Raw genomic sequence first — 25,843 nt, forward strand, 5'->3', positions numbered from 1 at the left:
GGCCTGGGAGGCGGGCGTGGCGGGGGAGCCGGCACCGGGCCCGACGCCGTGCAGGGCGAAGTCGATGTCGATCTCGTCGGGATCGCGACGCAGCGCGCGCAGCGTGTAGGACCGCATCACCGCCCGTACGTCGTCGGGCAGTTCCCGCCAGCCCTGCCACCAGCCGTCGCCCCGCTCGATCGGCACGACGGGCGCGGACTGGCCCGGGTGGGGCAGGAACAGGGACAGGGACTGGTCCCTGCCGTGCGACCGGAACGCGTCCAGGTCGGCTCCGGCGAAGGTGACGCGGAGCAGAGACGGACCGAGCCGCCTCGTCCGTACCACCTGGAGGGAGAAGAATCGGAACGGGGCGGCCACGGCCGTCGTCATATGTGCTCCTGAGTGGTCGTCAGGGTGCTTTGTCGGGGGAGGTCGGGGGAGGAGGAGTGCGGGTCAGGAGACCTTCTTCGCGTTCTCGATGGCCTTCGCGAGGTCCTCGAGGAGCGGGGCGCACTTGTCGTAGGACAGGATCGGCTCGGGGTTGCGGGCGATGACCTGGCCGGCCTTGACCGCGGGGAGCTTCTTCCAGGTGGCCTGGGTGATGGCGGCGGGCTGGATGGCGGAGGTGCGGTTGTCCATCATGATGATGTCGGCCGGGTACTTGTCGACGTTCTCCCAGCTCAGCGACTCGTACCAGCCGCCGCCCTGGGCCTTGGCCTTCTCCGGCGGCTCGACGAAGTCCACGCCGAGGGCCTTGAAGTACTCCAGGTCGATGGAGAGGTTGGTGCCGGAGACGTAGAACAGGTCCTGGCTGGCCGAGCCGGCCATCACCTTGATGCCGGGCTTGGCCTTGGCGGCGGCGCGCAGCCGGGCGGCCGCGTCCTCGAAGCGCTTCTTGGCCTGCGCGACCTTGTCGCCGGTGACGTCCGCGCCGAGCGACTTCGCGAGCGCGAGCATGCGCTGCAGCGGCTCGGTCATCTGGCGGTCGTAGACGGAGACGCCGACGCTGGGGGCGCCCACGGCGAGGATCTTCTTCTTCGACTCCTCCGGGACGTACCAGAGGGTGCCGGCGTCGTCGAACATCGTGGAGACGAGGACGTCGGGCGCGAGGGCCGCGTACTTCTCGATGTTGAACTGACCCCACTCGTTGCCGAGGACCGTCACCTTGCTGACGTCCATGTCGCCGGCCTGCACATCGGCCTTGCCGTCCTTGGTCGTCGTCGGACCGAAGACGCCCTTGGCCTGGATGCCGTAGTCGTACAGCGCGGCGGCGACCCCGACGAACGCGACGATGGTCGCGGGGACCTTGTCGGCCTCGGCCGTCTGCCCGCGGTCGTCCTTGAAGGTCCACGGGCCGGACTTGGCGGCCGCCGTCCCGCTGTCCGAGCCGCTGCTTTTCCCGTCGTCGTTCCCGCAGGCCGCGAGTGCGGCCCCGAAGCCGAGGGCGCCGCCGGCGGCGAGGATGCCGCGGCGGGAGAGGTGGGCGGTACGGGCATTGGGCATGGCTGTGGCTGCTTTCGAACAGGGCGGAGCGCCCGCCGGACAGGTTCGAAGGTAGGTTAGCCTAACCTCAGTTCCTGTCCAGGGATGGGGCGCTCCGTCCGTCCGCCCAGCAGCCGGCCGGCTCGGCAGCCCGCCGGCGGCCTCCCGCTGCCGGAGTGTCAGCTGGTGAGCCCCAACTCCCGGGCGATCAGCATCCGCTGGACCTCGCTCGTGCCCTCGCCGATCTCCAGGATCTTGGAGTCGCGCCACATCCGGGCGACCGGATACTCGTTCATGAAGCCGTAGCCGCCGTGGATCTGGGTGGCGTCGCGGGCGTTGTCGACCGCGATCGTCGACGAGTACAGCTTCGCCAGGGCCGCCTCCTTCTTGAAGGGCTCGCCGGCGACCAGGCGGTAGGCCGCGTCGCGCCAGGCCAGGCGTGAGGTGTGGGCCTTCATCTCCATGTCGGCGATCTTGAACTGGATCGCCTGGTTGGCGCCGATCGGCCTGCCGAAGGCCTGGCGCTCCTTGGCGTACTTCACCGACTCGTCCACACAGCCCTGGGCCAGCCCCGTCGCCAGCGCCGCGATCGCGATCCGGCCCTCGTCGAGGATGCGCAGGAACTGTGCATAGCCGCGGCCCTCCTGACCCAGCAGGTTCTCCGCCGGGACACGGACGTCGGAGAAGGACAGCTCGCGGGTGTCCGAGGCGTTCCACCCGACCTTCGAGTAGGCGGGCGCGACCGTGAAGCCGGGGGTGCCGGACGGGACGATGATCGCGGAGATGACCGGCTTCCCGTCGGGCTTGCGGTCCGTCACCGCCGTGACCGTCACCAGGCCGGTGATGTCGGTGCCCGAGTTGGTGATGAAGCACTTGGTGCCGTTGATCACCCACTCGTTCGTGTCCGGGTCCAGGCGGGCCGTGGTCCGGGTGGCCCCCGCGTCCGAGCCGCCGTCGGGCTCGGTGAGGCCGAAGGCGCCCAGGATCTCGCCCGCGCACAACCGGGGCAGCCACGTGCGCTTCTGCTCCTCGGTGCCGAACAGGTGGATCGGCATGGCGCCCAGGGAGACACCCGCCTCGAGGGTGATGGCCACGGACGAGTCCACCCGGGCCAGTTCCTCCAGCGCGATGCCGAGGGCGAGGTAGTCGCCGCCCATGCCGCCGTACTCCTCCGGGAACGGCAGGCCGAACAGGCCCATGCGGCCCATCTCCCGGACGATCTCGTACGGGAACTCGTGCCGCTCGTAGAAGTCGCCGATCTTCGGCGCCACGACGTCGTGCGCGAACCCCTCCACGGTACGGCGGAGTTCCTCCAGCTCAGGGGTCAGACGGTGGTTCATCGTCGAATCACTGCTCCTTGTGGGAGAGAGCACGCAGGGTGCGGGAGGGGCTGGGCCGGCCCAGCTGCCCGGCCATCCATTCGCTCGTGGCGACGAGGCGGGCGAGGTCGACTCCGGTGTCGATGCCGAGGCCCCGCAGCATCCACACGAGGTCTTCGGTGGCGAGGTTGCCGGTGGCGGACTTGGCGTACGGGCAGCCGCCGAGGCCGCCCGCGGAGGCGTCCACGGTGGTGACGCCGTGCTCGAGCGCGGCCAGGGTGTTGGCGAGGGCCTGGCCGTAGGTGTCGTGGAAGTGCACGCCGACGGCGCCCGTCGGCACGCCGGCCGCGTCGAGCTCCGACAGCAGCTGCCGTACATGGCCCGGGGTGGCGACACCGATCGTGTCCCCGAGGCTCAGCTCGTCGCAGCCCATGTCCAGCAGAGCCCGGCAGACCCGGACGACCTGGGCGACGGGCACCGGCCCCTCCCACGGGTCGCCGAAGCACATGGACAGGTAGCCGCGGACGTGGACGCCCGCGTCCTTCGCGCGCCGGACCACCGGATCGAAGATCGCCAGCGCCTCGTCCACCGTCCGGTTGAGGTTGGCCTTCGCGAAGGACTCGGTGGCGCTGGCGAAGACGGCGACCCGGTCCGCGCTCAGCGACAGGGCCCGCTCCAGGCCGCGCTCGTTCGGGACGAGGACGGGCAGGGCCACCGGGAGGTCGGCGACGAGCGGGAACAGCGCTTCGGCGTCGGCCAGTTGGGGCACCCACTTGGGATGGACGAAGCTGGTCGCCTCGATCGTCGTCAGGCCCGCGTCGGCGAGGCGGCGGATGAACTCCGCCTTGACCTCGGTCGGCACGGTCGCCTTCTCGTTCTGCAGTCCGTCTCGGGGGCCGACCTCGTGGATCCTGACCCGCGCGGGCAGGCCCGGCGCCGGGACGGCCATGGGGAGACCCAGGTCCTCAGTGCTCATGCCGCCGTCTCCTCCTCGGCCGCGTCGTCCTCGTCGTGCGGCTCGATGACCGCCAGCACCTGGTCCATGGCGACCGTGGTGCCCGGCGTGACGTCCAGTTCGGTGACCGTGCCGGCGTGCGGGGCGGAGACGACGTGCTCCATCTTCATCGCCTCGACCACCAGCAGGCTCTGACCCGCGGTCACCTCGTCGCCGACGGCGACCTTCACCACCGTGACCGTGCCCGGCATGGGGGCGGTGAGCGAGTCGGCGCCGGCGTGGGCCGCGCGGATGAGGGAGGCGGCGACCGGGTCGTGGTCGCGCACGTGCCAGGCGTCCCCGTCGCGGCCGAGCCAGTCGGCGGCGCGGTGGAAGGTGTGGCGTACGCCGTCGAGCGTCACGGAGACCGTGTCGCCGGTGACCGTGTGGGTGCCGCGCGGGGCGTACTCCACGGGGTCGGTCACCCGCATGGGGAAGGCCACCGGCCGGGGCTCACCGCCCAGCCGCCAGCCGCTCGGCACGGAGAACGGATCCGTCCAGCCACCGCTTCCGGGCTCCGGACGCAGTGCCTCCAGCCGTACGGCCGCGGCGGCCTCGTAGACCTCCTCCGGCACGTCCGTGGGGACCAGCTCGTCGACCACCCGCTCGACCAGGCCCGTGTCCAGCTCGCCCGCTACGACCGCCGGGTGGGCCAGCAGCCGGCGCAGGAACCCGGCGTTGGTCTGCACGCCCAGCGTGACCGTTTCCGCGAGCGCCGCGCGGAGCCTGCGCAGCGCGGTGGCGCGGTCGGGGCCGTGGGCGATCACCTTGGAGAGCATCGGGTCGTACAGGCTGCCGACCTCCGTGCCCTCGCTCAGCCCGGAATCGGTGCGCACTCCGCCGCCCTGCGGCTCGCGCAGCCGCAGCACCGTGCCACCGGAGGGCAGGAACCCGCGCGCGGGGTCCTCCGCGCACAGCCGGGCCTCGATCGCGTGACCGGAGAGGACGATGTCCTCCTGCGCGTACGGCAGGCGCTCGCCGGCCGCCACCCGCAGCTGCCACTCCACCAGGTCCAGGCCGGTGATCAGCTCGGTGACCGGGTGCTCCACCTGGAGGCGGGTGTTCATCTCCATGAAGAAGTACGACGAGGGGTCCCCGCCCGGGACGATGAACTCCACCGTGCCCGCGCCCCGGTAGCCGCAGGAGCGCGCCGCCTGGACCGCCGCCTCGCCCATGGCCGCACGGGTCGCCTCGTCGAGGAGCACGCTGGGCGCCTCCTCGATGATCTTCTGGTGGCGGCGCTGGAGGGAGCACTCGCGCTCGCCGAGGTGGATCACGTTGCCGTGGCCGTCGGCGAGGACCTGGATCTCGATGTGCCGGGGCCGGTCGACCCAGCGCTCGACGAGGAGAGTGTCGTCGCCGAAGGAGGCACGGGCCTCGCGGCGGGCGGCGGCGATCTCCTCGGCCAGCCGGTCGGCGTCGCGCACCAGTCGCATGCCCTTGCCGCCGCCTCCGGCGGACGGCTTCAGCAGCACCGGCATGCCGATCCCGAGCGCGGCCTCGGCCAGTTGCGCGTCGGTGAGTCCGGAACCGCTGGAGCCGGGCACGACCGGTACTCCGGCCGCCTTGACCGTCTCCTTCGCGCGGATCTTGTCGCCCATCAGGGAGATCGCGTCCGCCGGAGGGCCGATGAAGACCAGGCCCGCCTCCTCGCAGGCGCGCGCGAAGTCGGCGTTCTCCGCGAGGAAGCCGTACCCGGGGTGGACGGCCTGGGCGCCGGTGCGGGCGGCGGCCTCCAGCAGCCTCTCGGCACACAGGTAGCTCTCGGCCGCGGGCGCCAGACCGATCCGCACCGCGGTGTCGGCCTCGCGGACGTGCCGTGCGTCGGCGTCGGCGTCGGAGAAGACCGCAACCGAGCGCACGCCGAGCGCGCGCAGGGTGCGGATGACGCGGACGGCGATCTCTCCGCGGTTGGCCACCAGAACTGTTTCGAACATTTTTACGAGGTCCCCCTCACATCCGGAAGACGCCGAACTGGGGGTCGCCCAGCGGGGCGTTGGCGCACGCGGTCAGGGCGAGGCCGAGTACCTGGCGGGTGTCCAGCGGGTCGATCACGCCGTCGTCCCAGAGGCGGGCGGTGGCGTAGTAGGCGTTGCCCTGGCGCTCGTACTGGGCGCGGATGGGGGCCTTGAAGGACTCCTCGTCCTGAAGCGGCCACTCCTCGCCGCGCGCCTCGAGTTGGTCCCGCTTGACGGTGGCGAGCACGGAGGCGGCCTGCTCGCCGCCCATCACGGAGATCTTGGCGTTCGGCCACATCCACAGGAAGCGGGGGGAGTAGGCCCGGCCGCACATGGAGTAGTTGCCCGCGCCGTACGACCCGCCGACGACGACGGTCAGCTTGGGCACGCGGGCGCAGGCGACGGCCGTGACCATCTTGGCGCCGTGCTTGGCGATGCCGCCGGCCTCGTAGTCGCGGCCCACCATGAAGCCCGAGATGTTCTGCAGGAACAGCAGCGGGATCCCGCGCTGGTCGCACAGCTCGATGAAGTGGGCGCCCTTCTGGGCGGACTCGGAGAACAGGATGCCGTTGTTGCCGATGATCCCGACCGGGTGGCCGTGGATCCGGGCGAAGCCGGTGACCAGGGTCTGCCCGAACTCGGCCTTGAACTCGGCGAAACGCGAGCCGTCGACCACCCGCGCGATGATCTCGCGGACGTCGTAGGGGGTGCGGGAGTCGACCGGCACGGCGCCGTAGAGCCCGTAGGGGTCGACCTTGGGCTCCACCGCCTCGGTGACCTGCCAGGGGAGCGAGCCGCGCGCGGGAAGGGTGGCGACGATGTCGCGCACGATGCGCAGGGCGTGGGCGTCGTCCTCGGCGAGATGGTCGGTGACGCCGGAGATCCGCGAGTGCACCTCGCCGCCGCCCAGCTCCTCTGCGGTCACCACCTCGCCGGTGGCCGCCTTCACCAGCGGGGGGCCGCCAAGGAAGATCGTGCCCTGGTTGCGGACGATCACGGCCTCGTCGCTCATCGCCGGGACGTACGCCCCGCCGGCCGTGCAGGACCCGAGGACGGCGGCGATCTGCGGAATCCGGGCGCCGGACATCCGTGCCTGGTTGTAGAAGATCCGCCCGAAGTGCTCACGGTCCGGGAAGACCTCGTCCTGCATGGGCAGGAAGGCGCCCCCGGAGTCGACGAGGTACACACAGGGCAGGCGGTTCTCCAGGGCCACCTCCTGGGCCCGCAGGTGCTTCTTCACCGTCATCGGGTAGTACGTCCCGCCCTTGACGGTGGCGTCGTTGGCGACGATCACACACTCGCGCCCGCTGACCCGGCCGATCCCGGCGATGACCCCGGCCGCCGGGGCCTGTCCGTCGTACATCCCCTCGGCGGCCAGCGGGGCCAGCTCCAGGAAGGGCGAGCCCGGGTCGAGGAGGGTGTCCACGCGGTCGCGCGGCAGCAGCTTCCCGCGCGCGGTGTGGCGGGCCCGCGCCTTCTCGCCGCCGCCGAGCCGCGCGGCGGCGAGCTTGCCGCGCAGCTCCTCGACGAGCGCGCGGTGTGCCTGTTCGTTGGCTCGCCAGGCCTCCGATGCGGGGTCGGCCGCGCTCGTCAGCTCCGGTGCCTCGTGCATTCCTGTGGTCCCCTCACCCGGTGGTCGACGTGGTCCACTGTTAATGAGCGTTAACCCATCTCCCTCAGGTTAACGAGCGCTAACCATCCTGTCTAGAATTGTTTTCATGGCCACGCGAACCGACGCCCCCACCCGCCGCGAGCAGATCCTCAAGGAAGCCGCGCGACTCTTCGCCGAACGCGGCTTCCACGGCGTCGGGGTCGACGAGATAGGCGCCGCGGTCGGCATCAGCGGACCGGGCCTGTACCGGCACTTCGCGGGCAAGGACGCGATGCTCGCGGAGCTGCTGGTCGGCATCAGCGGTCAGCTGCTGACGGGGGCGAAGCGGCGCCTGGCGGAGTCCGACGGGGTGGCGGGCCCGGAGGCGGTCCTCGACTCGCTCATCGAGGGGCACATCGACTTCGCGCTCGACGACCGTCCCCTCATCACCTTGCACGACCGCGAGCTGGACCGCCTCCGGGACAGTGACCGCAAGCTCGTGCGCCAGCTCCAGCGGCAGTACGTCGAACTGTGGGTGGAGGTGGTCCGCCGGGTCCACCCGGACCTCGCCGAGCCGGCCGCGCGCTCGGCCGTCCACTCGGTCTTCGGCCTGCTGAACTCCACCCCGCACCTGGGACGCCGCGGCTCCCTGCCGGGGCGGGGCGCGACGGCGGAGCTGCTGCACCGGATGGCCCGGGGCGCGTTCGCGGCGGCGGGATCGCCTGCGGCGGGCTGAGCGGGGAGGGGCTGCGGGCTTCGCTCCGCGCCCCTGGGCTGCCACGCGTGACGAGCGTTACGAGTTCCCCTTCTTTACGCCTGCGCGTACTCGCCGGTACGTTTGTATGAGCAAGCGCTTAGACAGCAGCTCAGGTACGTGGAGGTGGCGGCGTGCGCCGTACGGTGTTCAACGAGGATCACGAGGCGTTCCGGGAGACCCTCCGCGCCTTCATCGAGGCCGAGGTCGTCCCCGTCTACGACGAGTGGTTCGCCGCCGGACAGGCCCCGCGCGAGTTCTACTACAAGCTCGCCGAGCTGGGACTGTTCGGGATCAACGTGCCCGAGGAGTACGGCGGCGCCGGCCTGGACACGCACAAGTTCGAGGCCGTCCAGTACGAGGAGACCGCCCGCGCGGGCGTGAACTTCGGCGGCTCCGGCGTGCACGTCCTTCTCGCGCTTCCGTACATCAAGATGCTCGCCACCGACGAGCAGAAGAAGCGGTACCTGCCCAAGTTCGTCTCCGCCGAGGAGATGTGGGCCATCGCGATGACCGAGCCCGGCACCGGCTCCGACCTCGCGGGCATGAAGACCACGGCCAAGCTCTCCGAGGACGGCACGCACTACGTCCTCAACGGCGCCAAGACCTTCATCACCGGCGGCGTCCACGCCGACAAGGTCATCGTCTGCGCCCGCACCGCCCCGGCCACCGCCGAGGACCGCCGCCACGGCATCTCCCTCTTCGCCGTGGACACCAGGTCCGAGGGCTACTCCGTGGGGCGGAAGCTGGACAAGCTCGGCCTGAAGACCTCCGACACCGCCGAGCTCGCCTTCGTCGACGTCAAGGTCCCCGTCGAGGACCTGCTCGGCGAGGAGAACAGGGGCTTCTACTACCTCGGCGCGAACCTCCCCTCCGAGCGCTGGGGCATCGCCTTCGGCGCCTACGCGCAGGCCAAGGCCGCCGTCCGGTTCGCCAAGAACTACGTGCAGGAGCGCACCGTCTTCGGCAAGCCGGTCGCCCACTTCCAGAACACGAAGTTCGAGCTGGCCGCCTGCCAGGCCGAGGTGGACGCCGCCGAGGCCGTCGCCGACCGCGCGCTCGAGGCCCTCGACGCCGGTGAGCTGACCCCCGCCGAGGCCGCCTCCGCCAAGCTGTTCTGCACCGAGGTCGCCCACCGCGTCATCGACCGCTGCCTCCAGCTGCACGGCGGCTACGGTTACATGAACGAGTACCCGATCGCCCGCCTGTACGCGGACAACCGCGTCAACCGCATCTACGGCGGCACCAGCGAGATCATGAAGACGATCATCGCCAAGAACATGGGCCTGTGAGGATCCAGGGCCCCACCGGTCCGGTTCCCGGCGACAGCCCGGTCCCGTCCCCCAAAACAGTGCAGGATACAACTGACGTATGAGTCAGGCACTTCAGTCCCTGCTCGATCTGCTCGACCTCGAGCGGATCGAGCGGGACATCTTCCGCGGTCAGTCCCGCTCCGCCGTCGTCCCGCGCGTCTTCGGCGGGCAGGTCGCGGCGCAGGCGCTGGTCGCCGCCGGGCGCACGGTCCCCGAGGACCGGCACGCGCACTCGCTGCACGCCTACTTCCTGCGCCCCGGCGACCCCGGCGCGCCCATCGTCTACACCGTCGACCGCATCCGCGACGGCCGTTCCTTCACCACCCGCCGGGTGGTCGCCGTCCAGCACGGGCAGCCGATCTTCCATCTCTCGGCGTCGTTCCAGACGTACGAGGAGGGCCTCGACCACCAGGCCCCCATGCCGCCCGCCCCGGACCCGGCGACCCTGCCCACCTCGCAGGAACGCCTGCGCGGCTACGGCCATCTCGACCCCGAGGTCGTGGAGCGCTTCGTGGAGGCCCGCGAGGCGGTCGACCTGCGCTACGTCGGCGAGCCGCCGTACGGCAGGTTCGGTGAGCCGCGCGAGCCGCACTCGCAGGTGTGGTTCCGCACCAACGGCAAGCTCGAAGGCGTCATAGACCAACCGCTGCTGCACGTCGTGCTCGCCACGTACGTCTCCGACATGACGCTGCTCGACTCCGTCCTGCTCGCGCACGGCCGCGGCGGCTGGGCGGTCGGCGACGTCGTCGGGGCCTCGCTGGACCACGCGATGTGGTTCCACCGGCCGTTCCGGGCCGACGAGTGGCTGCTGTACGACCAGGAGTCGCCCTCGGCCCACGGCGGGCGCGGCCTCGGGCAGGCGCGCATCTACACGCAGGACGGGCGCCTGGCCATCTCGGTCATCCAGGAGGGCGTGGTCCGCGTACCCCGCCCGTAGCCCTGGTCCCGCCCTGGCCGGTCCCGCCCGGGCCCTGTCGTCGGACTCCCGTCTGCCCAGCGACGCCATCCACCCACTCTCGCCGCCGCCCAGGCCCGAACGACCGAACCTAGGCCAGTCCCGCCTGGTCCAGCAGATACGCCGTCATCGGGTCGTAGTACCGGGGGCTGACCACGTGGTCGTCCAGCGGGACGGTCACCTGGACGGTGCCCTCGGCCTCCGCGAGGAAGAGCGCCGGGTCGTTGCAGTCGGCGTAGCCGACGGAGTCCACGCCGTGCTGACCGGCGTAGCCCGCCCAGCCGTGGTCGGCGACGACCAGGTCCGGCAGCGGGCGCCCCTCGCGCTCCAGTCCGGTGAGGATCGCGCGCATCGGCTCGCCGGAGTGGGTGTGCCACAGCGTCGCGCCGTGCTCCAGCACCGCCACGTCCGCGAACTGCATGACATAGCCCTCGTCCGTCTGAAGTCCGTCCGGGATGACGACGATCTCGCACCCGGCGGCGCGCAGCGCGGCGGCCGTGGCGCGGTGCACGTCGAGCAGGCCGCCGGGGTGGCCCGTGGCGAACAGCACCCGCTGCCGGCCGTCGGCCGCCTTGCGCAGCCGGCCGGCCATCCGGTCCAGGCCGGCCACGGTCAGCTCGGGATCGATGGTGTCCTGGCCGTACCGGTGCTCCGGGTCGTCGCTGACACCTACCCGTTCCGCCATCACCGCGAGGACGTCCTGCTCGTCGCTCCAGCGGTCGCCGAGTTCCAGTCCGAGCCAGAAGTTGCGGTCGCCGTTCGACAGCTTGCGGTAGTGGGAGAGGTTGTTCTCGCGGGGGGTGGCGACGTCCCCGGCGATGCGGGTCTTCACGAGGTGGTCGAGGAGTTCGGCACGGCTGGGTGTCCCGGGTATCGGCATGCCACCCATTGTGATGCAGTGATCCGTCTGCGTCCCCGGTGTCCCGGCTCCTGGGACACGGGTCACGCGGGCCCGCCGGCCATGCCCTCATGCAGGTCACCTGGGTCACGCAGGTCGCGCCGGTGATGCCGTCGCGCCGCTCGCGCCGGCACACCCGTCCGGCCCGGCCCGTCAGGCGCCCGTCCGCCTACGCCCGTCCGGCCACGCCCGTCCCCTCCCGTCCCGCCGGTCAGGTCCTGCGCAGCGCGAACCACAGCTCCATGCGCGCGTCCGGGTCGTCCAGGTCGGTGTCCAGGAGGGCGGCGCAGCGGGCGATGCGCTGGCGGACGGTGTTGCGGTGCACGGCCAGGGCGACCGCGGTGCGGTCCCAGCTGCCGTGCAGGGAGAGCCAGGTGCGCAGGGTCTCGGTGAGCGCGGGGACCGTGGCGATGGGGGCCAGCAGCGCGTGGGCGTGGGCGTCGGCCTCGTCGGGCGGGAGCAGGTCGGTGAGGCCGCGGCCGCCGCCGTGGGCGCCGTGCCGTACCAGCGGGGCTCGGGTGGCGCGGGCGCGGGCCAGGGCGCGGGCCGCCTGGGTGTCGGCGGCCGGCCAGTCGGACGGGGCGACGGCGGCGCTGACGCCGAGCGTCCAGCCGCGCTGCGGGCCCGGTTCACGCTCGGCGGGGACGAGTACTCGTACGACGCCGCCGGCGAGGTCGACCAGCGCCGACCCGAGGGCGGCACCGAGCGCGGAGGCCGCGACCGCGTCGGCGGCCTGCGCGCCCGGCCGCGCGTGCACGACGACCCACCGTCCGTCCCCGAGCAGCGGCGCGACCTCCTCGGGCGGGGAGCCCAGCAGCAGCCGCACCAGCGCCGAGGAGCGCGCCGCCCCCGCACCGCTCTGGTGCTCGCCGGTGAGCAGGGTGAGCAGTACGGCGGCCACGGAGGCGATGGTGTGGTCGCCCGGGACACGGTGCGGGGAGTCGACGGCGAGCACGAAACCACCTCCGGTGCCCAGGGTGTAGGCGGCGAGGTGACGGCCCGCGACGGTGTCGGTGGCGGAGGAGCGGTCGCGGCTGGTGACGAGCCGGGCCAGCGCGTCCAGCGCGTCCCGCACCTCGGGCGGCTGCCCCTCGCGCCCCGCCTTTGCGACCCGGGTGCCCTCGGGTCCGTACAGCACCGTCCGGCCGCCCACGCGCTGGGCCAGCTGGCGCAGCACCGACGGCACCGGGTCGGGGCGGGACGCGGCGGCGGCCAGGCTCTGCTGGGCCTCGGTGACACGGCGGAGTTCGGCCAGGCGGGCCTGGGCCATCAGCTGCCAGACGGCGCGGGCGACACCGGAGAAGGTGGTCTGCGGCGGCACTTCGAGCAGCGGCAGGCCGTGCGCGTCACAGGCGGCCACCAGGGCGGCGGGCACCGTGTCGTGCACCGGCGCCACACCGAAGCCGAGGGCCGCGCCGCCCGCGGCGACGATCCGCGAGACGTACTCGTCGAAGTACCTGCTTCCGGCATCCGCGATCGCCGCCCGGGGGACGTGGACGCCCGCCGACAGCAGCAGCTCGCCACCGAGCAGATAGGGATAGGGGTCGGCCATCTCCGAGGTGTGCGCCCAGTGGATCGCGATGCCGGGACCGGACGGCCCGGCGATCTGCCGCAGGGCCAGGTCCTCGCGGGCCAGCAGCGCCGAGAGCGGGATCGGTGGGGTCGGTGGGACCGCTGGGGCGGACGGAAACGGAGTGTCCTGCATGATGTGCGTTCCCTCCACTCCGGCACGTTCGAATGGATGAAAAGTACACTTCGCAGTCGCTTTCCGGCCACCTAGTGTCGGTCCGGACCGGCAGCCACGGGTACGGGCGGATGTCCCCGCGAGCCGTTGCCGACGTCCCTGGTCTCAGGAAACCCACACGTATCTGCAAACGACACGCCACCGGGATGTGCGCGAAGGAGGGCCCCACATGGCCGTCGACTACACAGTGATCGTCGTCTATCTGGCCGGGATGCTGGCCATGGGCTGGTGGGGCATGCGCCGCGCCAAGTCCAAGAGCGAGTTCCTGGTGGCGGGCCGCCGCCTCGGACCCGCGATGTACTCCGGCACCATGGCGGCGATCGTCCTCGGCGGCGCGTCCACCATCGGCGGTGTGGGCCTCGGCTACAAGTACGGGCTCTCCGGGGCCTGGATGGTGGTCACCATCGGCCTCGGCCTGCTGGCCCTGTCCGTCTTCTTCTCCGCCCGCATCGCCCGGCTGAAGGTCTACACCGTCTCCGAGATGCTCGACCTGCGCTACGGCGGCAGGGCGGGCGTCATCTCCGGCGTGGTCATGTGGGCGTACACCCTCATGCTCGCGGTCACCTCCACCATCGCCTACGCCACGATCTTCGACGTGCTGTTCGACATGAACCGCACGGTCGCGATCGTCCTCGGCGGCGCGATCGTCGTCGCCTACTCGACCCTCGGCGGCATGTGGTCCATCACGCTGACCGACATGGTGCAGTTCGTGGTCAAGACGATCGGTGTGCTGCTCCTGCTGCTGCCCATCGCCGTCATCAAGGCGGGCGGCTTCAGCGAGATGAAGGCCAAGCTGCCGACCTCGTACTTCGACCCGCTGGGCATCGGCGGCGAGACCATCTTCACCTACGTGCTGATCTACACCTTCGGCATGCTCATCGGCCAGGACATCTGGCAGCGCGTGTTCACCGCGCGCAGCGACCGGACGGCCCGCTACGGCGGCACCGTCGCCGGCACCTACTGCCTGGTCTACGCCCTGGCCGGCGCCGTCATCGGCACCGCCACCAAGGTGCTCTACCCGAACCTGGGCAGCGCCGACGACGCCTTCGCCACCATCGTCAAGGCCGAACTGCCCGTCGGCGTCCGCGGGCTGGTGCTGGCCGCCGCCCTGGCCGCCGTGATGTCGACCTCCTCGGGAGCGCTGATCGCCTGCGCCACCGTCGCCAACAACGACATCTGGTCGCGCCTGAAGGGCGCCGTCCGCAGCACCGACGAAGCGCACGACGAGGTCAAGGGTAACCGCGCCTTCATCCTGATCATGGGCGTCGTGGTGATCGGCACCGCCATCGCGCTCAACGACGTCGTCGAGGCGCTCACCGTGGCGTACAACCTGCTCGTCGGCGGGCTGCTGGTACCCATCCTCGGCGGGCTGCTGTGGAAGCGCGGCACCGTGCAGGGCGCGCTCGCCTCCGTGATCGTCGGCGGCCTCGCGGTCATCGGCCTGATGGCGGGCTACGGCATCCTCGCCAACGAGCCCGTCTACTACGGCCTGTTGTCCTCCCTCGTCGCCTACGTCGCCGTGTCCCTGGCGACCCGGCCCACCGACGAGGCCGTCCTCACCGTCTGGCGGGAACGCCTCGCCGGGCGGAACCCCGAACTCGCGTCCGAACCGGTCCCGGCTCACCAGTAGAGTCGTCTGGAAAGCAGTACATGCGCGACGAAGCGCAGGAAAGAAGGCATTTCACCATGAGCAGCAACGAGACGCCCCGCGGCCCCGTCGACTCCTCCCGCATCCCGCGGTACGCCGGTCCCGCGACCTTCGCCCGGCTGCCCCGCCTGGACGAGGTCGGTACGGCCGACGTCGCCGTGGTGGGCGTGCCGTTCGACTCCGGCGTCTCGTACCGGCCGGGCGCCCGCTTCGGCGGCAACGCCATCCGCGAGGCGTCCCGGCTGCTGCGCCCCTACAACCCGGCGCAGGACGCCTCCCCGTTCGCCCTCGCCCAGGTCGCGGACGGCGGCGACATCGCCGTGAACCCGTTCAACATCAACGAGGCCGTGGACACCATCGAGGCGGCGGCCGACGACCTCCTGGGCACCGGCGCCCGCCTGATGACCCTCGGCGGCGACCACACCATCGCCCTGCCGCTGCTGCGCTCGGTGGCGAAGAAGCACGGCCCGGTGGCGCTCCTGCACTTCGACGCCCACCTCGACACCTGGGACACCTACTTCGGCGCCGAGTACACCCACGGCACCCCGTTCCGGCGCGCGGTGGAGGAAGGCATCCTCGACACCTCCGCCCTCTCCCACGTCGGCACCCGCGGCCCGCTGTACGGCAAGCAGGACCTCACCGACGACGAGAAGATGGGCTTCGGCATCGTCACCTCCGCCGACGTCTACCGTCGTGGCGCCGACGAGGTGGCCGACCAGCTGCGCCAGCGCATCGGCGACCGCCCGCTGTACATCTCCATCGACATCGACTGCCTCGACCCGGCCCACGCCCCCGGCACCGGAACCCCCGAGGCGGGCGGCATGACCTCCCGCGAACTGCTGGAGATCCTGCGGGGCCTGGCCTCCTGCAACCTGGTCTCCGCGGACCTCGTCGAGGTCGCGCCGGCCTACGACCACGCCGAGATCACCTCCGTGGCGGCCTCCCACACCGCCTACGAACTGACCACGATCATGAGCCGCCAGATCGCCGCGGCCCGCAACGCATGACCGTCTGACATGACCGTCTGAGGAGACCGAACCCCAGTGACGCACGACCACGACCTGGTGCTCCGCCCCACGCCCGCGCAGACGGAGGCGGCGCTCAACCCTCCCCCCGGCCGCAACGGCGGAGACCTGGTCGTGGAGACCCTGGCCGGGCTCGGCGCGACCACCGTCTTCGGCCTGCCAGGCCAGCACGCCCTCGGCATGTTCGACGCACTGCGCCGCTCCGACCTGAGCTACGTCGGCCTGCGGGTGGAGAACAACGCGGGGTTCGCGGCCGACGCCTACGGCCGGATCACCGGCGAGGCCGCACCCCTGCTGCTGTCGACGGGCCCGGGAGCCCTCACCTCCCTGGCCGCGCTCCAGGAGGCGGCGGCGGCCTCCGCGCCGGTCCTGGCGATCAGCAGCCAGATCCCCACGGCCGGGCTCGGCGGCGGCCGCCACGGCTACCTGCACGAACTCCCCGACCAGGCCGCCTCGTTCCGGGGCGTGGTGAAGTCGGTCCACACCGTCCGCGCCCAGTCCCAGATCCCGTCGGCCATCGCCGCGGCCTGGAAGTCGGCGCTCACGGCCCCGCACGGCCCGGTCTGGGTGGAGATCCCGCAGGACGTCCTGCTGGCCGCGACGCACCTGCCGGTGGTGACGGCGATGGACGCGACACCGGAGGAGCTCGTCCCGCGCCCCGAACTCACCGCGCTCGCGGCCGACCTGCTGTCGAAGGCCGCCCGCCCGGCGGTCGTCGCGGGCGGGGGGGTGGTCAGGGCGGACGCCTCCAGGAAGCTGCGGGCCCTGGCGGAGAAGCTGAACGCCCCGGTCGTCACCACCTTCGGCGGCAAGGGCGCCTTCCCCTGGGAGCATCCGCTGTCCCTCCAGTCCTGGCTGGAGGACCGGCACACCACCGACTTCCTGGAGGACGCGGACGTCCTGCTGGTGGTGGGCTCCGGCCTCGGTGAACTGTCCTCGAACTACCACACGTTCAAGCCCCGGGGCCGAGTGATCCAGATCGAGGCGGACCTCGGCAAGCTGGAGTCCAACCACCCCGCCCTCGGTATCCACGCGGACGCCCGACCGGCGCTGCAGGCGCTGCTGGAGACGGTGGAGGAGCGCGCGGACGAGGACGCCACGCACCGCGTACGGGAGGTGCTGAGCAAGGTCCGCGACCGGATCGCCGCTCAGGAACTCACCCTGGAGCAGCACGTGCTGGCCTCGGTGCGGCGCGCCCTGCCCGCCGACTCCCCGTCCTTCTGGGACATGACGATCCTGGCCTACTGGGCCTGGTCGGCCTTCGACGCCAAGTCCCCCAACACCATGCACTCGGCGCAGGGTGCCGGCGGCCTCGGCTACGGCTTCCCGGCGGCGCTCGGCGCTGCGGCGGCCGATCCGACCCGTCCGGTCCTCGCCGTCTCGGGCGACGGCGGCGCCCTGTACTCGATCGCCGAGCTGGCCACGGCACGCCAGTACGACCTGAACGTCACCTGGCTGATCGTCGACGACGGCGGCTACGGCATCCTGCGCGAGTACATGACCGACGCCTTCGGCGAGCCCACGGCGACGGAACTGACCCGTCCGGACTACGTGGCCCTGGCCGAGTCGTTCGGCGTCCCGGGCATCCGTACGACCCCCGAGTCCCTGGAGGCCGACCTGGCGAAGGCCCTGGCCGCCCCGGGCCCCTCGGTGGTCGTGCTGCCGGCGGTGCTGCGCATGTTCGCGCCGACGCACCTCGGCTGACGGGGGGAGGAACGGCCGGCGGGTCACGACCTCCGGCTTCACCGTGAGCGGCGGCTCCACCGCACCCGCCGCCCTGACGTGCGGCAGTCCCTGATGCCGGCCGGGAGCGGCCGCGGCGTCCAGCAGTCCGGTGGCGGCCGGGCTCCGGTCGCGGCTGCGCCGGCGGTCGCGGGAAGCGCGTCGGGTAACGACTAGTCAAACCCTCGCCGCCCGCACAACCATTCGCCCGATGCTGTGCGTCAACTGGGTATGACTCACTGGATATCCCGACGCGCCAGAGCGCTGGCGGCGATCGGTGTCGGCGCCGGGATGCTCGTTCCCTGCGTGGCCGCCGCGACGCCCGCCGCGGCCGCCCCGGCCACCGTCAGCTGCACGTCCGGCAAGGCCGGTCTGGCGGCCAAGCTGCAGAAGGACATCACCGCTGCGATGGTGGGCCGCAAGGGCACCATCGCCGTCGGTCTGCGCGACCGCAGCACCAACACCACCTGCACGCTGAGGGAGTCGAGCGCCTACGACTCGGCCAGCGTGGTCAAGGTGACCGTCCTCGCCACACTGCTGTGGGACAACAAGAAGCACAACCGCTACCTGACCGACCGCGAGGTCACGCTCACCCGGGCGATGATCACCCAGTCGGACAACAACGCGACCAGCAGCCTGTGGAAGCAGCTGGGCATGACCAAGATCAAGGGCTTCCTGGCCGCGGCCGGCATGACCCAGACCAAGCCGGGCACGGGCGGCTACTGGGGCCTGACCCAGATCACCGTGCGCGACGAGCAGAAGCTGCTCGGCCTGATCACGGCCAAGAACTCGGTGCTGAGCGACAACTCCCGGGCCTACATCCTCAAGCTGATGGGCCAGGTCGTCTCCTCCCAGCGCTGGGGCACGCCCGCCGGGGCGCCGTCCTCCGTGGCCGTGCACGTCAAGAACGGCTGGCTCCAGCGCGCCACCCACGGCTGGCGGGTGCACAGCGTGGGCACCTTCAACGGCGCCGGGCACGACTACATGATCACGGTGCTGACGCAGGACAACAGCACCATGAGCTACGGCGTGACGACCATTCAGAACATCGCCAAGGCCATCCACAAGGACCTCGTCCCGACGACGGCCGGCACGGCGCGCTACGCCCCGACGACCGCGCCCAAGGAGGCGTTCGTGGCGGTGCCTCCGGCCGGTTGACGCACCGGCGGAAGCCTCCGCCTCGGCCGTCCGGCTGCCCTACGGTGAAGGTCATGCCTCTGAGAACCTAACTCGCGGCCTTCCCCGCCGGCCTGGCGGCGGCCACCTGCCTGAGCGGTCTCACCGCCGGGCCGGCCGCCGCCAACTCGCCGTCCGGCCCCCCGTGTTCGCCGTCCGTCTCGCTGGACCGCTTCTCCGACGGGCTCGACAAGGCGACGTACCGGGGCGAGTTCGTCGGCAACCTCTCCGCGCTCGCGGTGGACCGGCACGGCGACCTCGTCGCGCTCTCCGACCGCTCTTCGCTGTTCACCCTGGACCGCCGCACCCTGAGGCCGACCGGGGTCGTCCGGCTCGCCGACGAGAACGGCGCCGTGCTCGACTCCGAGGGACTCGTCGTCGACGGTGACGGCACCCGCCTGGTCACCTCCGAGACCGAGCCGTCCGTGCGCCGCTACTCCCGCGACGGCCGCATCCTCGACCGCCTCCCCGTGCCGGACGCCCTGAAGGTCGCCCCGGCCGGCCGTGCCACCGCCAACCAGACCTTCGAGGGTCTGACCCTGCTGCCCGGCGGACACACCCTGCTCGCCTCGACGGAGTACACGATCTCCGGTGACACTCCGGCATCGTCCGCTTCCAGACCTGGCAGCGGACCGAGCGCGGCCACTTCCGGCTGGCCGCCCAGTACGCCTACCGCACGGACCCCGGCCTCGGCGTGCCCGAGGTCCAGGCGACCCCCGACGGCCGGCTGCTGGTCCTGGAGCGCGGCTACACCTCCGGTGTCGGCAACACCGTCCGCCTCTACCTCGCCGACCCGCGGGGCGCGACGGACACCGGCGGCACAAAGAACCTGACCGGACAGCCGGGCGTCCGGCTGATCCACAAGACCCGCCTCGCCGACATCGCCGACTGCCCCTCCCCGGAGCCACGGCCAAGCAGCCCCAGCCCAACCCGCTCCTGGACGACATCGAGGGCATGACGGTCACCGGCCGGGACACCCGCGGCCGCCTGAGGGTCCTCCTGGTCAGCGACGACAACCAGAACCCGGTACAGACGACCCGCTTCTACCACCTGCGGGTACGCCTCTGAGCGCCGCGACCGACCCAGTCGCCGTCCTTCGGAATATTGCGGAGGGATGAAATCCGCTCCGGCCCGTGTTGGTGCCTTGCGGAAGATCAGGTCGTCAGGGAGGCACCGACGTGGCAGCGCAACCGGGGGAGACACGAGGGTGGGCCCGCAGACTCGTCTCGTACGCGTGGCGCCACCCCAAGGACGTCGTCCTCGCCCTCGGCGCCTCCCTCGGCGGCATGGCCGTCATGGCGGTCGTCCCGCTGATCACCAAGGTGATCATCGACGACGTGATCGGCGACCACAGCCGCGCCATGGCCCCCTGGGCGGGCTCCCTGGTGGGCGCCGCGCTCCTCGTCTACGTCCTGACCTACGTCCGCCGCTACTACGGCGGACGGCTCGCCCTCGACGTCCAGCACGACCTGCGGACGGAGATGTACGGGACGATCACCCGGCTGGACGGCCGCCGCCAGGACGAGTTGTCCACCGGACAGGTGGTCGGCCGCGCCACCAGCGACCTCCAGCTGATCCAGGGCCTGCTCTTCATGCTGCCGATGACCATCGGCAACGTGCTGCTCTTCCTGATCTCCCTGATGATCATGGCCTGGCTGTCGCTGCCGCTGACCCTGGTCGCCCTGGCCGTGGCCCCCGCCCTCGGCTGGATCGCCCGGCGCAGCCGCACCAGGCTGCACCCCGCCACCTGGTACGCGCAGGCGCAGGCCGCCGCCGTCGCCGGGGTGGTGGACGGCGCAGTGAGCGGGGTCCGCGTGGTGAAGGGGTTCGGGCAGGAGGACCAGGAGACCGCCAAACTGCGGGCGGTCGGGCGGCGGCTGTTCGCCGGGCGGCTGCGGACCATCCGGCTGAACGCGAAGTTCACCCCCGCCCTCCAGGCCGTGCCCGCCCTCGGCCAGGTCGCCATGCTCGCGCTCGGCGGCTGGCTCGCCGTGCGCGGTCACATCACGCTCGGCACCTTCGTCGCCTTCTCCACCTACCTCGCCCAGCTGGTCGGCCCGGTCCGGATGCTCGCCGTGGTTCTCACCGTCGGGCAGCAGGCGCGGGCCGGCACCGAGCGGGTGCTGGAGCTGATCGACACCGAGCCGACGCTGACCGGCGGCACCAAGGAGCTGCCCGACGACGCGCCCGCGACCGTCGAGTTCGACGACGTGTCCTTCGGCTACACCGACGGCCGCCCGGTCCTGACGGGCCTGTCCTTCGAGATCCGCCCCGGCGAGACCCTCGCCGTCGTCGGCTCCTCCGGCTCCGGCAAGTCCACGGTCTCGCTGCTGCTGCCGCGCTTCTACGACGTCACCCACGGCGCCGTCCTCGTCGGCGGGCACGACGTGCGCGAGCTGACCCTGGACTCGCTGCGCGCCGCGATCGGCCTCGTCCCCGAGGACTCCTTCCTCTTCTCCGACACCGTCGGCGCCAACATCGCCTACGGCCGTCCCGACGCCACCCAGGAGCAGATCGAGGCCGCCGCCCGCGCCGCCCAGGCGGACCGTTTCATCGCCGAGCTGCCCGAGGGGTACGACACCAAGGTCGGCGAGCAGGGCCTGACCCTCTCCGGCGGCCAGCGCCAGCGCGTCGCCCTCGCCCGCGCCATCCTCACCGACCCGCGCCTGCTCGTCCTGGACGACGCCACCTCCGCCGTGGACGCCCGCGTCGAGCACGAGATCCACGAGGCGCTCAAGCAGGTCATGGAGGGCAGGACCACCCTGCTCATCGCGCACCGGCGCTCCACGCTGGGCCTCGCCGACCGCATCGCCGTCCTCGACCAGGGCCGTCTCGCCGACATCGGCACCCACGACGAACTCCAGGAGCGCTGCGCCCTCTACCGCCGTCTCCTCACCGACCCCGACGAGCTGGGCGGAGTCTCGCCCGGCCATGCCCAGCCCGCCGCGCCTCCGGAGGACACCTCCGTGCGCGACGAGCTGGACGCCGAGTTCGACGCCGAGCGCGGGGTGACCCCGCGGCTGTGGACCGGCGACCGCGAGCCGAAGGACACCGCCCTGGCGGGCACCCCCGCCACCCCGGAACTGCTCGCCCAGGTGGAGGCACTGCCGCCCGCGACCGACACCCCGGACATCGACGAGAACCGGGCCGTCGAACCCGAGGGCTCCTACGGCCTGCGCCGGCTCCTGCACGGCTTCGGGCTGCCCCTCCTCGCCAGCCTGCTCCTGGTCGCCGTGGACGCCGGCATGGGACTGCTGCTGCCCGTCCTGATCCGGCACGGCATCGACCAGGGCGTCACCAAGATGGCACTCGGCGCCGTCTGGGCGGCCTCCCTGCTCGGCCTGCTGGCCGTGCTGGTGCAGTGGGCGGCGCAGATCGGCGAGAGCCGGATGACCGGCCGCACCGGCGAACGGGTCCTGTACACGCTGCGACTGAAGATCTTCGCCCAGCTCCAGCGGCTCGGCCTGGACTACTACGAGCGCGAGCTGACCGGCCGGATCATGACGAGGATGACGACGGACGTCGACGCCCTCTCCACGTTCCTCCAGACGGGCCTGGTCACCGCGTTCGTCTCGGTCGTCACCTTCCTGGGGATCATGGTCGCCCTGCTCGTGATCGACGTGCAGCTGGCCCTGGTCGTCTTCACGACGCTGCCGCCGCTGTTCGTCGCCACCTTCTTCTTCCGCCGGGCGAGCGTGAAGGCGTACCAGCTGGCCCGCGAACGGGTGTCGGTGGTCAACGCCGACCTCCAGGAGTCGGTGGCCGGGCTGCGGATCGTGCAGGCCTTCCGGCGCGAGCGGGACGGCGGGCGGCGGTTCGCCGAGCGCAGCGACAGCTACCGCCAGGCCCGTATCCGGGGCCAGTGGCTCATCTCGCTGTACTTCCCCTTCGTGCAGTTCCTGTCCTCGGTCGCGGCGGCCTGTGTGCTGATCGCGGGCGCGGGCCGGGTCGAGGCGGCCACGCTGACCACGGGCGCCCTGGTGGCGTACCTGCTGTACATCGACCTGTTCTTCGCGCCGGTCCAGCAGCTCTCCCAGGTCTTCGACGGCTATCAGCAGGCCACCGTCTCCCTCGGCCGCATCCAGGAACTGCTCCAGGAGCCGACGTCCACGAGGACCGCCGCCGAGCCCCGGGACGTCTCCGCGCTGCGCGGCGAGATCGCCTTCGAGGACGTGCACTTCGCCTACGGCGCCGGCGACGAGAGCGAGGAGGCGCTGACCGGGATCGACCTGCGCATCCCCGCCGGGCAGACCGTCGCCTTCGTCGGCGAGACCGGCGCGGGCAAGTCGACCCTGGTCAAGCTGGTGGCCCGGTTCTACGACCCGACCGGCGGCCGGGTCACGGTCGACGGCACGGACCTGCGCGCGCTGGACCTCACGGCGTACCGGCACCGGCTCGGGGTCGTGCCGCAGGAGGCGTACCTCTTCCCGGGCACGGTCCGCGACGCCATCGCCTACGGGCGTCCGGACGCCACCGACGCCGAGGTGGAGGCCGCCGCGCGGGCGGTCGGCGCGCACGAGATGATCGCCACGCTCGAGGGCGGCTATCTGCACGAGGTCGCCGAGCGCGGCCGCAACCTGTCGGCCGGGCAGCGCCAGCTGATCGCGCTGGCCCGGGCCGAACTCGTCGACCCCGACGTGCTGCTCCTGGACGAGGCGACGGCCGCCCTCGACCTGGCCACCGAGGCCCAGGTCAACCAAGCCACCGACCGGCTCGCGGGCCGCCGTACCACACTGGTGGTCGCCCACCGCCTGACCACGGCCGCCCGCGCGGACCGGGTGGTGCTGATGGACCACGGCCGGGTCGCCGAGGACGGCACGCACGAGGAGCTGCTGGCCCGCGGCGGCCGGTACGCCGAGCTGTGGCGGACCTTCGCCGGCGCGCCGGAGCCGGAGGAGCCGGTCAGCGCCGCCCGTTGAGTCCGCGCGCACCACGCGCCGTGCAACCTTTCGACGCATGTCGTGCGTCCGTACACCTGTACGTGAATGTGCGTCATGTTCGAGGAGGGGCGACCGTGGACCGTGGTGGGGTGCGCCGGCGGCTGGCCCTCGGCCTGGCCGTCCTGACCGGATCGGTGACGCTGGCGCTCGCCCTGCCCGGCGCCGCGCAGGCGGCGGCCTCCACCTGCTCCGGCCGGGAGGTCAGGACGCTGCCGTTCTCCACCGGTTCCGTGCACGTCTACCGGCAGGGCGGCTACCTCTGCGCCGTCACGACTCCCGACCACCCCGGCCGCAAGCAGGCGATGTCCGTCACCGTGCAGGCCCGCGGCAACCGCCCGGTCACGGACAAGGGCCGCTACTCGTACCACGCCGGCCCGGTGACCGTGCACGCCGGCCACCGCTGCGTGCGGGTGGGCGGATCGGTGGGGAGCGGATCCGTACGGAGCGGCTGGATCCTGTGCTGAGAGGCTGACACGTCACCCGTATTTCCCGGACTCCCCTGGTGCGCACCCGAGTTGCTCCGATAGCTTCCGGCGCACATCTGTCTCACAGGGGAGTGTGCATGCGCAACGCGCTCAGATGGCTGCTCGCGCTCACGGTGTTCATCGGCACGCTGAGTACGGCGGAGGCGGCCACCGCGGCCCAGCCGGAGGCCACGAACACCGCGAGCAGCACGGACGCCGACATCAAGGACCGGCTCCTGGCCGTCCCGGGCATGAGCCTGATCGAGGAGAAACCCTATCCCGGCTACCGCTTCTTCGTCCTGAACTACACCCAGCCGGTCGACCACCGCGACCCGGCCAAGGGCACCTTCCAGCAGCGGATCACCGTGCTGCACAAGGGAGTCGACCGCCCGACGGTCTTCTACACCGGCGGCTACAACGTCTCCACGAACCCGAGCCGGCGCGAGCCGACGCAGATCGTGGACGGCAACCAGGTCTCCCTGGAGTACCGCTTCTTCACTCCGTCCCGGCCGAGCCCGGCCGACTGGTCCAAGCTGGACATCTGGCAGGCCGCGAGCGACCAGCACCGCCTCTTCCAGGCGCTGAAGCAGGTCTACACCCACAAGTGGATCGCCACGGGCGGCTCCAAGGGCGGCATGACGGCGACCTACTACAAGCGCTTCTACCCCAAGGACATGGACGGCGTGGTCGCCTACGTCGCTCCCAACGACGTCGTGAACGACGAGGACTCCGCCTACGACCGCTTCTTCGCCGGCGTCGGTACCAAGGAGTGCCGCGACCGGCTGAACGCCGTGCAGCGCGAGGCGCTGGTGCGCCGCGAGCCGCTGGAGAAGAAGTACGCGCAGTACGCCGCCGAGAACGGCTACACCTTCACCACCATCGGCAGCCTGGACCGGGCCTACGAGGCGGTCGTCCTCGACTACGTGTGGGGCTTTTGGCAGTACAGCCTGCTCAAGGACTGCGACACGATCCCCGCCGACGCGAAGAACGCCACCGACCAGGCGATCTGGGACTCCGTGGACACCATCTCCGGCTTCTCCGCCTACACCGACCAGGGCCTTGAGACCTACACGCCGTACTACTACCAGGCGGGCACGCAGCTGGGCGCGCCCACCATCCACTTCCCGTACATCGAGAAGCAGCTGATCCGCTACGGCTACCAGCCGCCGCGCAACTTCGTGCCCCGCTCCATCCCGATGCGGTTCCAGCCGTCGGCGATGCGGGACGTGGACACCTGGGTGCGTCACCACGCGGACCACATGCTCTTCGTCTACGGGCAGAACGACCCGTGGGGCTCGGAGCGGTTCCGTCTCGGGCAGGGGGCACGGGACTCGTACGTCTTCACGGCCCCGGGCATGAACCACGGCGCGAACGTCGCGGGCCTCGTACCGGACCAGAAGGCGCTCGCCACGGCGAGGATCCTCCAGTGGGCGGGGGTCGCCTCCCCGGCGGTCCAGGCCGATCCGGCGGCGGCCAGGCCGCTGGCCCGCCACGACGCGAAGCTGGACGTGCGGGACGTGGAGCGGGAACCCGCGCTCAGGCCGTAGCACCCGCCGCAGCCGCAACGGGCAGGGGCTGCGCCCGGGTTCACATCCTCCGGGCGCAGCCGACCGGGTCCTTCCCGCCGAGCTGGACGTAAAGGGCGGTCGTCGGCGGGCACTGGGCGCGGGTGCGCACCGCGCGGATCACCTTGTACTCGGGTCTCGTGCTGCCCGACCCGTCGCAGGCGGTCTCCCGCACCTGGCCGCGACGGACGCCGTGGACGCAGTCGCCGACGACGGTGCGCGGGCCGCCCCCGCCGCCGGGATCGCCCGGGTGCGGGGGCTCCAGGTTGCGCATGCAGGCGTAGCCCCGCGGGATCGCGCCGTCGCCGTCGCCGTC

Annotated in this window: 18 protein-coding genes and 2 pseudogenes; 11 read left to right on the forward strand and 9 right to left on the reverse strand. The window is 71.8% G+C overall.

Annotated elements, in window-relative coordinates:
- The 6 genes from BZY54_RS34100 to BZY54_RS34125 all read right to left on the reverse strand — a co-directional run.
- Positions 1-369, reverse strand: a 369-nt coding sequence (locus tag BZY54_RS34100; protein ID WP_143668178.1) for a siderophore-interacting protein, incomplete at its 3' end; no start/stop codon positions are given.
- A 63-nt stretch (positions 370-432) separates the two neighbouring features.
- Positions 433-1,482, reverse strand: a complete 1,050-nt coding sequence (locus BZY54_RS34105; RefSeq protein ID WP_086729192.1) for an ABC transporter substrate-binding protein — start codon at positions 1,480-1,482, stop codon at positions 433-435.
- A gap of 158 nt (positions 1,483-1,640) precedes the next feature.
- Entirely contained in the window at positions 1,641-2,801 is a 1,161-nt protein-coding gene (locus BZY54_RS34110) for an acyl-CoA dehydrogenase family protein (RefSeq protein WP_086729193.1), read from the reverse strand.
- A 7-nt stretch (positions 2,802-2,808) separates the two neighbouring features.
- Complete coding sequence (locus BZY54_RS34115; protein ID WP_086729194.1) at positions 2,809-3,756, reverse strand: hydroxymethylglutaryl-CoA lyase; 948 nt, start codon at positions 3,754-3,756, stop codon at positions 2,809-2,811.
- The gene (locus tag BZY54_RS34120) at positions 3,753-5,711 is read right to left on the reverse strand and encodes an ATP-binding protein (protein ID WP_086729195.1); all 1,959 of its coding nucleotides are present in this window, start codon (positions 5,709-5,711) and stop codon (positions 3,753-3,755) included. The genes BZY54_RS34115 and BZY54_RS34120 overlap by 4 nt, the downstream gene beginning before the upstream one ends.
- Positions 5,712-5,727: 16 nt before the next feature.
- Positions 5,728-7,344 (reverse strand): carboxyl transferase domain-containing protein, encoded by a 1,617-nt coding sequence (locus tag BZY54_RS34125; protein WP_086729196.1) that lies wholly within the window; start codon positions 7,342-7,344, stop codon positions 5,728-5,730.
- Positions 7,345-7,450: 106 nt separating this feature from the next.
- Here BZY54_RS34125 and BZY54_RS34130 point away from each other — a divergent pair, with 106 nt between their 5' ends.
- From BZY54_RS34130 to BZY54_RS34140, 3 genes are all read left to right on the forward strand, one after another.
- Positions 7,451-8,059, forward strand: a complete 609-nt coding sequence (locus BZY54_RS34130; protein WP_086729197.1) for an SACE_7040 family transcriptional regulator — start codon at positions 7,451-7,453, stop codon at positions 8,057-8,059.
- Positions 8,060-8,211: 152 nt separating this feature from the next.
- Positions 8,212-9,369 carry an acyl-CoA dehydrogenase family protein gene (locus tag BZY54_RS34135; RefSeq protein WP_086729198.1) on the forward strand — a complete coding sequence of 386 codons (1,158 nt, stop codon included), beginning with the start codon at positions 8,212-8,214 and terminating at the stop codon, positions 9,367-9,369.
- Between the two features lie 79 nt (positions 9,370-9,448).
- Complete coding sequence (locus BZY54_RS34140; protein ID WP_086729199.1) at positions 9,449-10,327, forward strand: acyl-CoA thioesterase; 879 nt, start codon at positions 9,449-9,451, stop codon at positions 10,325-10,327.
- 109 nt (positions 10,328-10,436) lie between these two features.
- Here BZY54_RS34140 and BZY54_RS34145 read toward each other — a convergent pair whose 3' ends face one another.
- Both BZY54_RS34145 and BZY54_RS34150 read right to left on the reverse strand, forming a co-directional pair.
- Entirely contained in the window at positions 10,437-11,225 is a 789-nt protein-coding gene (locus tag BZY54_RS34145) for a phosphatase (protein ID WP_086729207.1), read from the reverse strand.
- 229 nt (positions 11,226-11,454) lie between these two features.
- Positions 11,455-12,948, reverse strand: a complete 1,494-nt coding sequence (locus BZY54_RS34150; protein WP_208640861.1) for a PucR family transcriptional regulator — start codon at positions 12,946-12,948, stop codon at positions 11,455-11,457.
- Positions 12,949-13,156: 208 nt separating this feature from the next.
- On the opposite strand from BZY54_RS34150, the gene BZY54_RS34155 reads away from it, so the two are divergent.
- The 8 genes and pseudogenes from BZY54_RS34155 (at position 13,157) to BZY54_RS34190 (ending at position 25,509) form a co-directional block, all read left to right on the forward strand.
- Entirely contained in the window at positions 13,157-14,617 is a 1,461-nt protein-coding gene (locus BZY54_RS34155; protein ID WP_086729201.1) for a sodium:solute symporter family protein, read from the forward strand.
- Between the two features lie 56 nt (positions 14,618-14,673).
- Positions 14,674-15,642, forward strand: a complete 969-nt coding sequence (speB, locus tag BZY54_RS34160) for an agmatinase (protein WP_086729202.1) — start codon at positions 14,674-14,676, stop codon at positions 15,640-15,642.
- Between the two features lie 36 nt (positions 15,643-15,678).
- Positions 15,679-17,364, forward strand: coding sequence for a thiamine pyrophosphate-binding protein (locus tag BZY54_RS34165; RefSeq protein ID WP_086729203.1), 1,686 nt, complete (start codon positions 15,679-15,681; stop codon positions 17,362-17,364).
- Positions 17,365-17,613: 249 nt separating this feature from the next.
- Positions 17,614-18,540: a serine hydrolase gene (locus tag BZY54_RS34170; RefSeq protein ID WP_167414116.1), complete on the forward strand. Its 927-nt coding sequence runs from the start codon at positions 17,614-17,616 to the stop codon at positions 18,538-18,540.
- Positions 18,541-18,632: 92 nt separating this feature from the next.
- Positions 18,633-19,626 (forward strand): annotated as a pseudogene (locus tag BZY54_RS34175) (esterase-like activity of phytase family protein).
- A gap of 110 nt (positions 19,627-19,736) precedes the next feature.
- Entirely contained in the window at positions 19,737-23,477 is a 3,741-nt protein-coding gene (locus BZY54_RS34180) for an ABC transporter ATP-binding protein (RefSeq protein ID WP_086729205.1), read from the forward strand.
- Positions 23,478-23,572: 95 nt separating this feature from the next.
- Positions 23,573-23,962 carry a hypothetical protein gene (locus tag BZY54_RS34185; RefSeq protein ID WP_167414117.1) on the forward strand — a complete coding sequence of 130 codons (390 nt, stop codon included), beginning with the start codon at positions 23,573-23,575 and terminating at the stop codon, positions 23,960-23,962.
- Between the two features lie 98 nt (positions 23,963-24,060).
- Positions 24,061-25,509 (forward strand): S28 family serine protease, encoded by a 1,449-nt coding sequence (locus BZY54_RS34190; RefSeq protein ID WP_086729206.1) that lies wholly within the window; start codon positions 24,061-24,063, stop codon positions 25,507-25,509.
- 40 nt (positions 25,510-25,549) lie between these two features.
- Here the strand turns inward: BZY54_RS34190 and BZY54_RS34195 are convergent.
- Positions 25,550-25,843 (reverse strand): annotated as a pseudogene (locus tag BZY54_RS34195) (hypothetical protein); the annotation flags it as partial.

The sequence above is a fragment of the Streptomyces carpinensis genome (assembly GCF_002154505.1).
GTDB lineage: Bacteria > Actinomycetota > Actinomycetes > Streptomycetales > Streptomycetaceae > Streptomyces > Streptomyces carpinensis.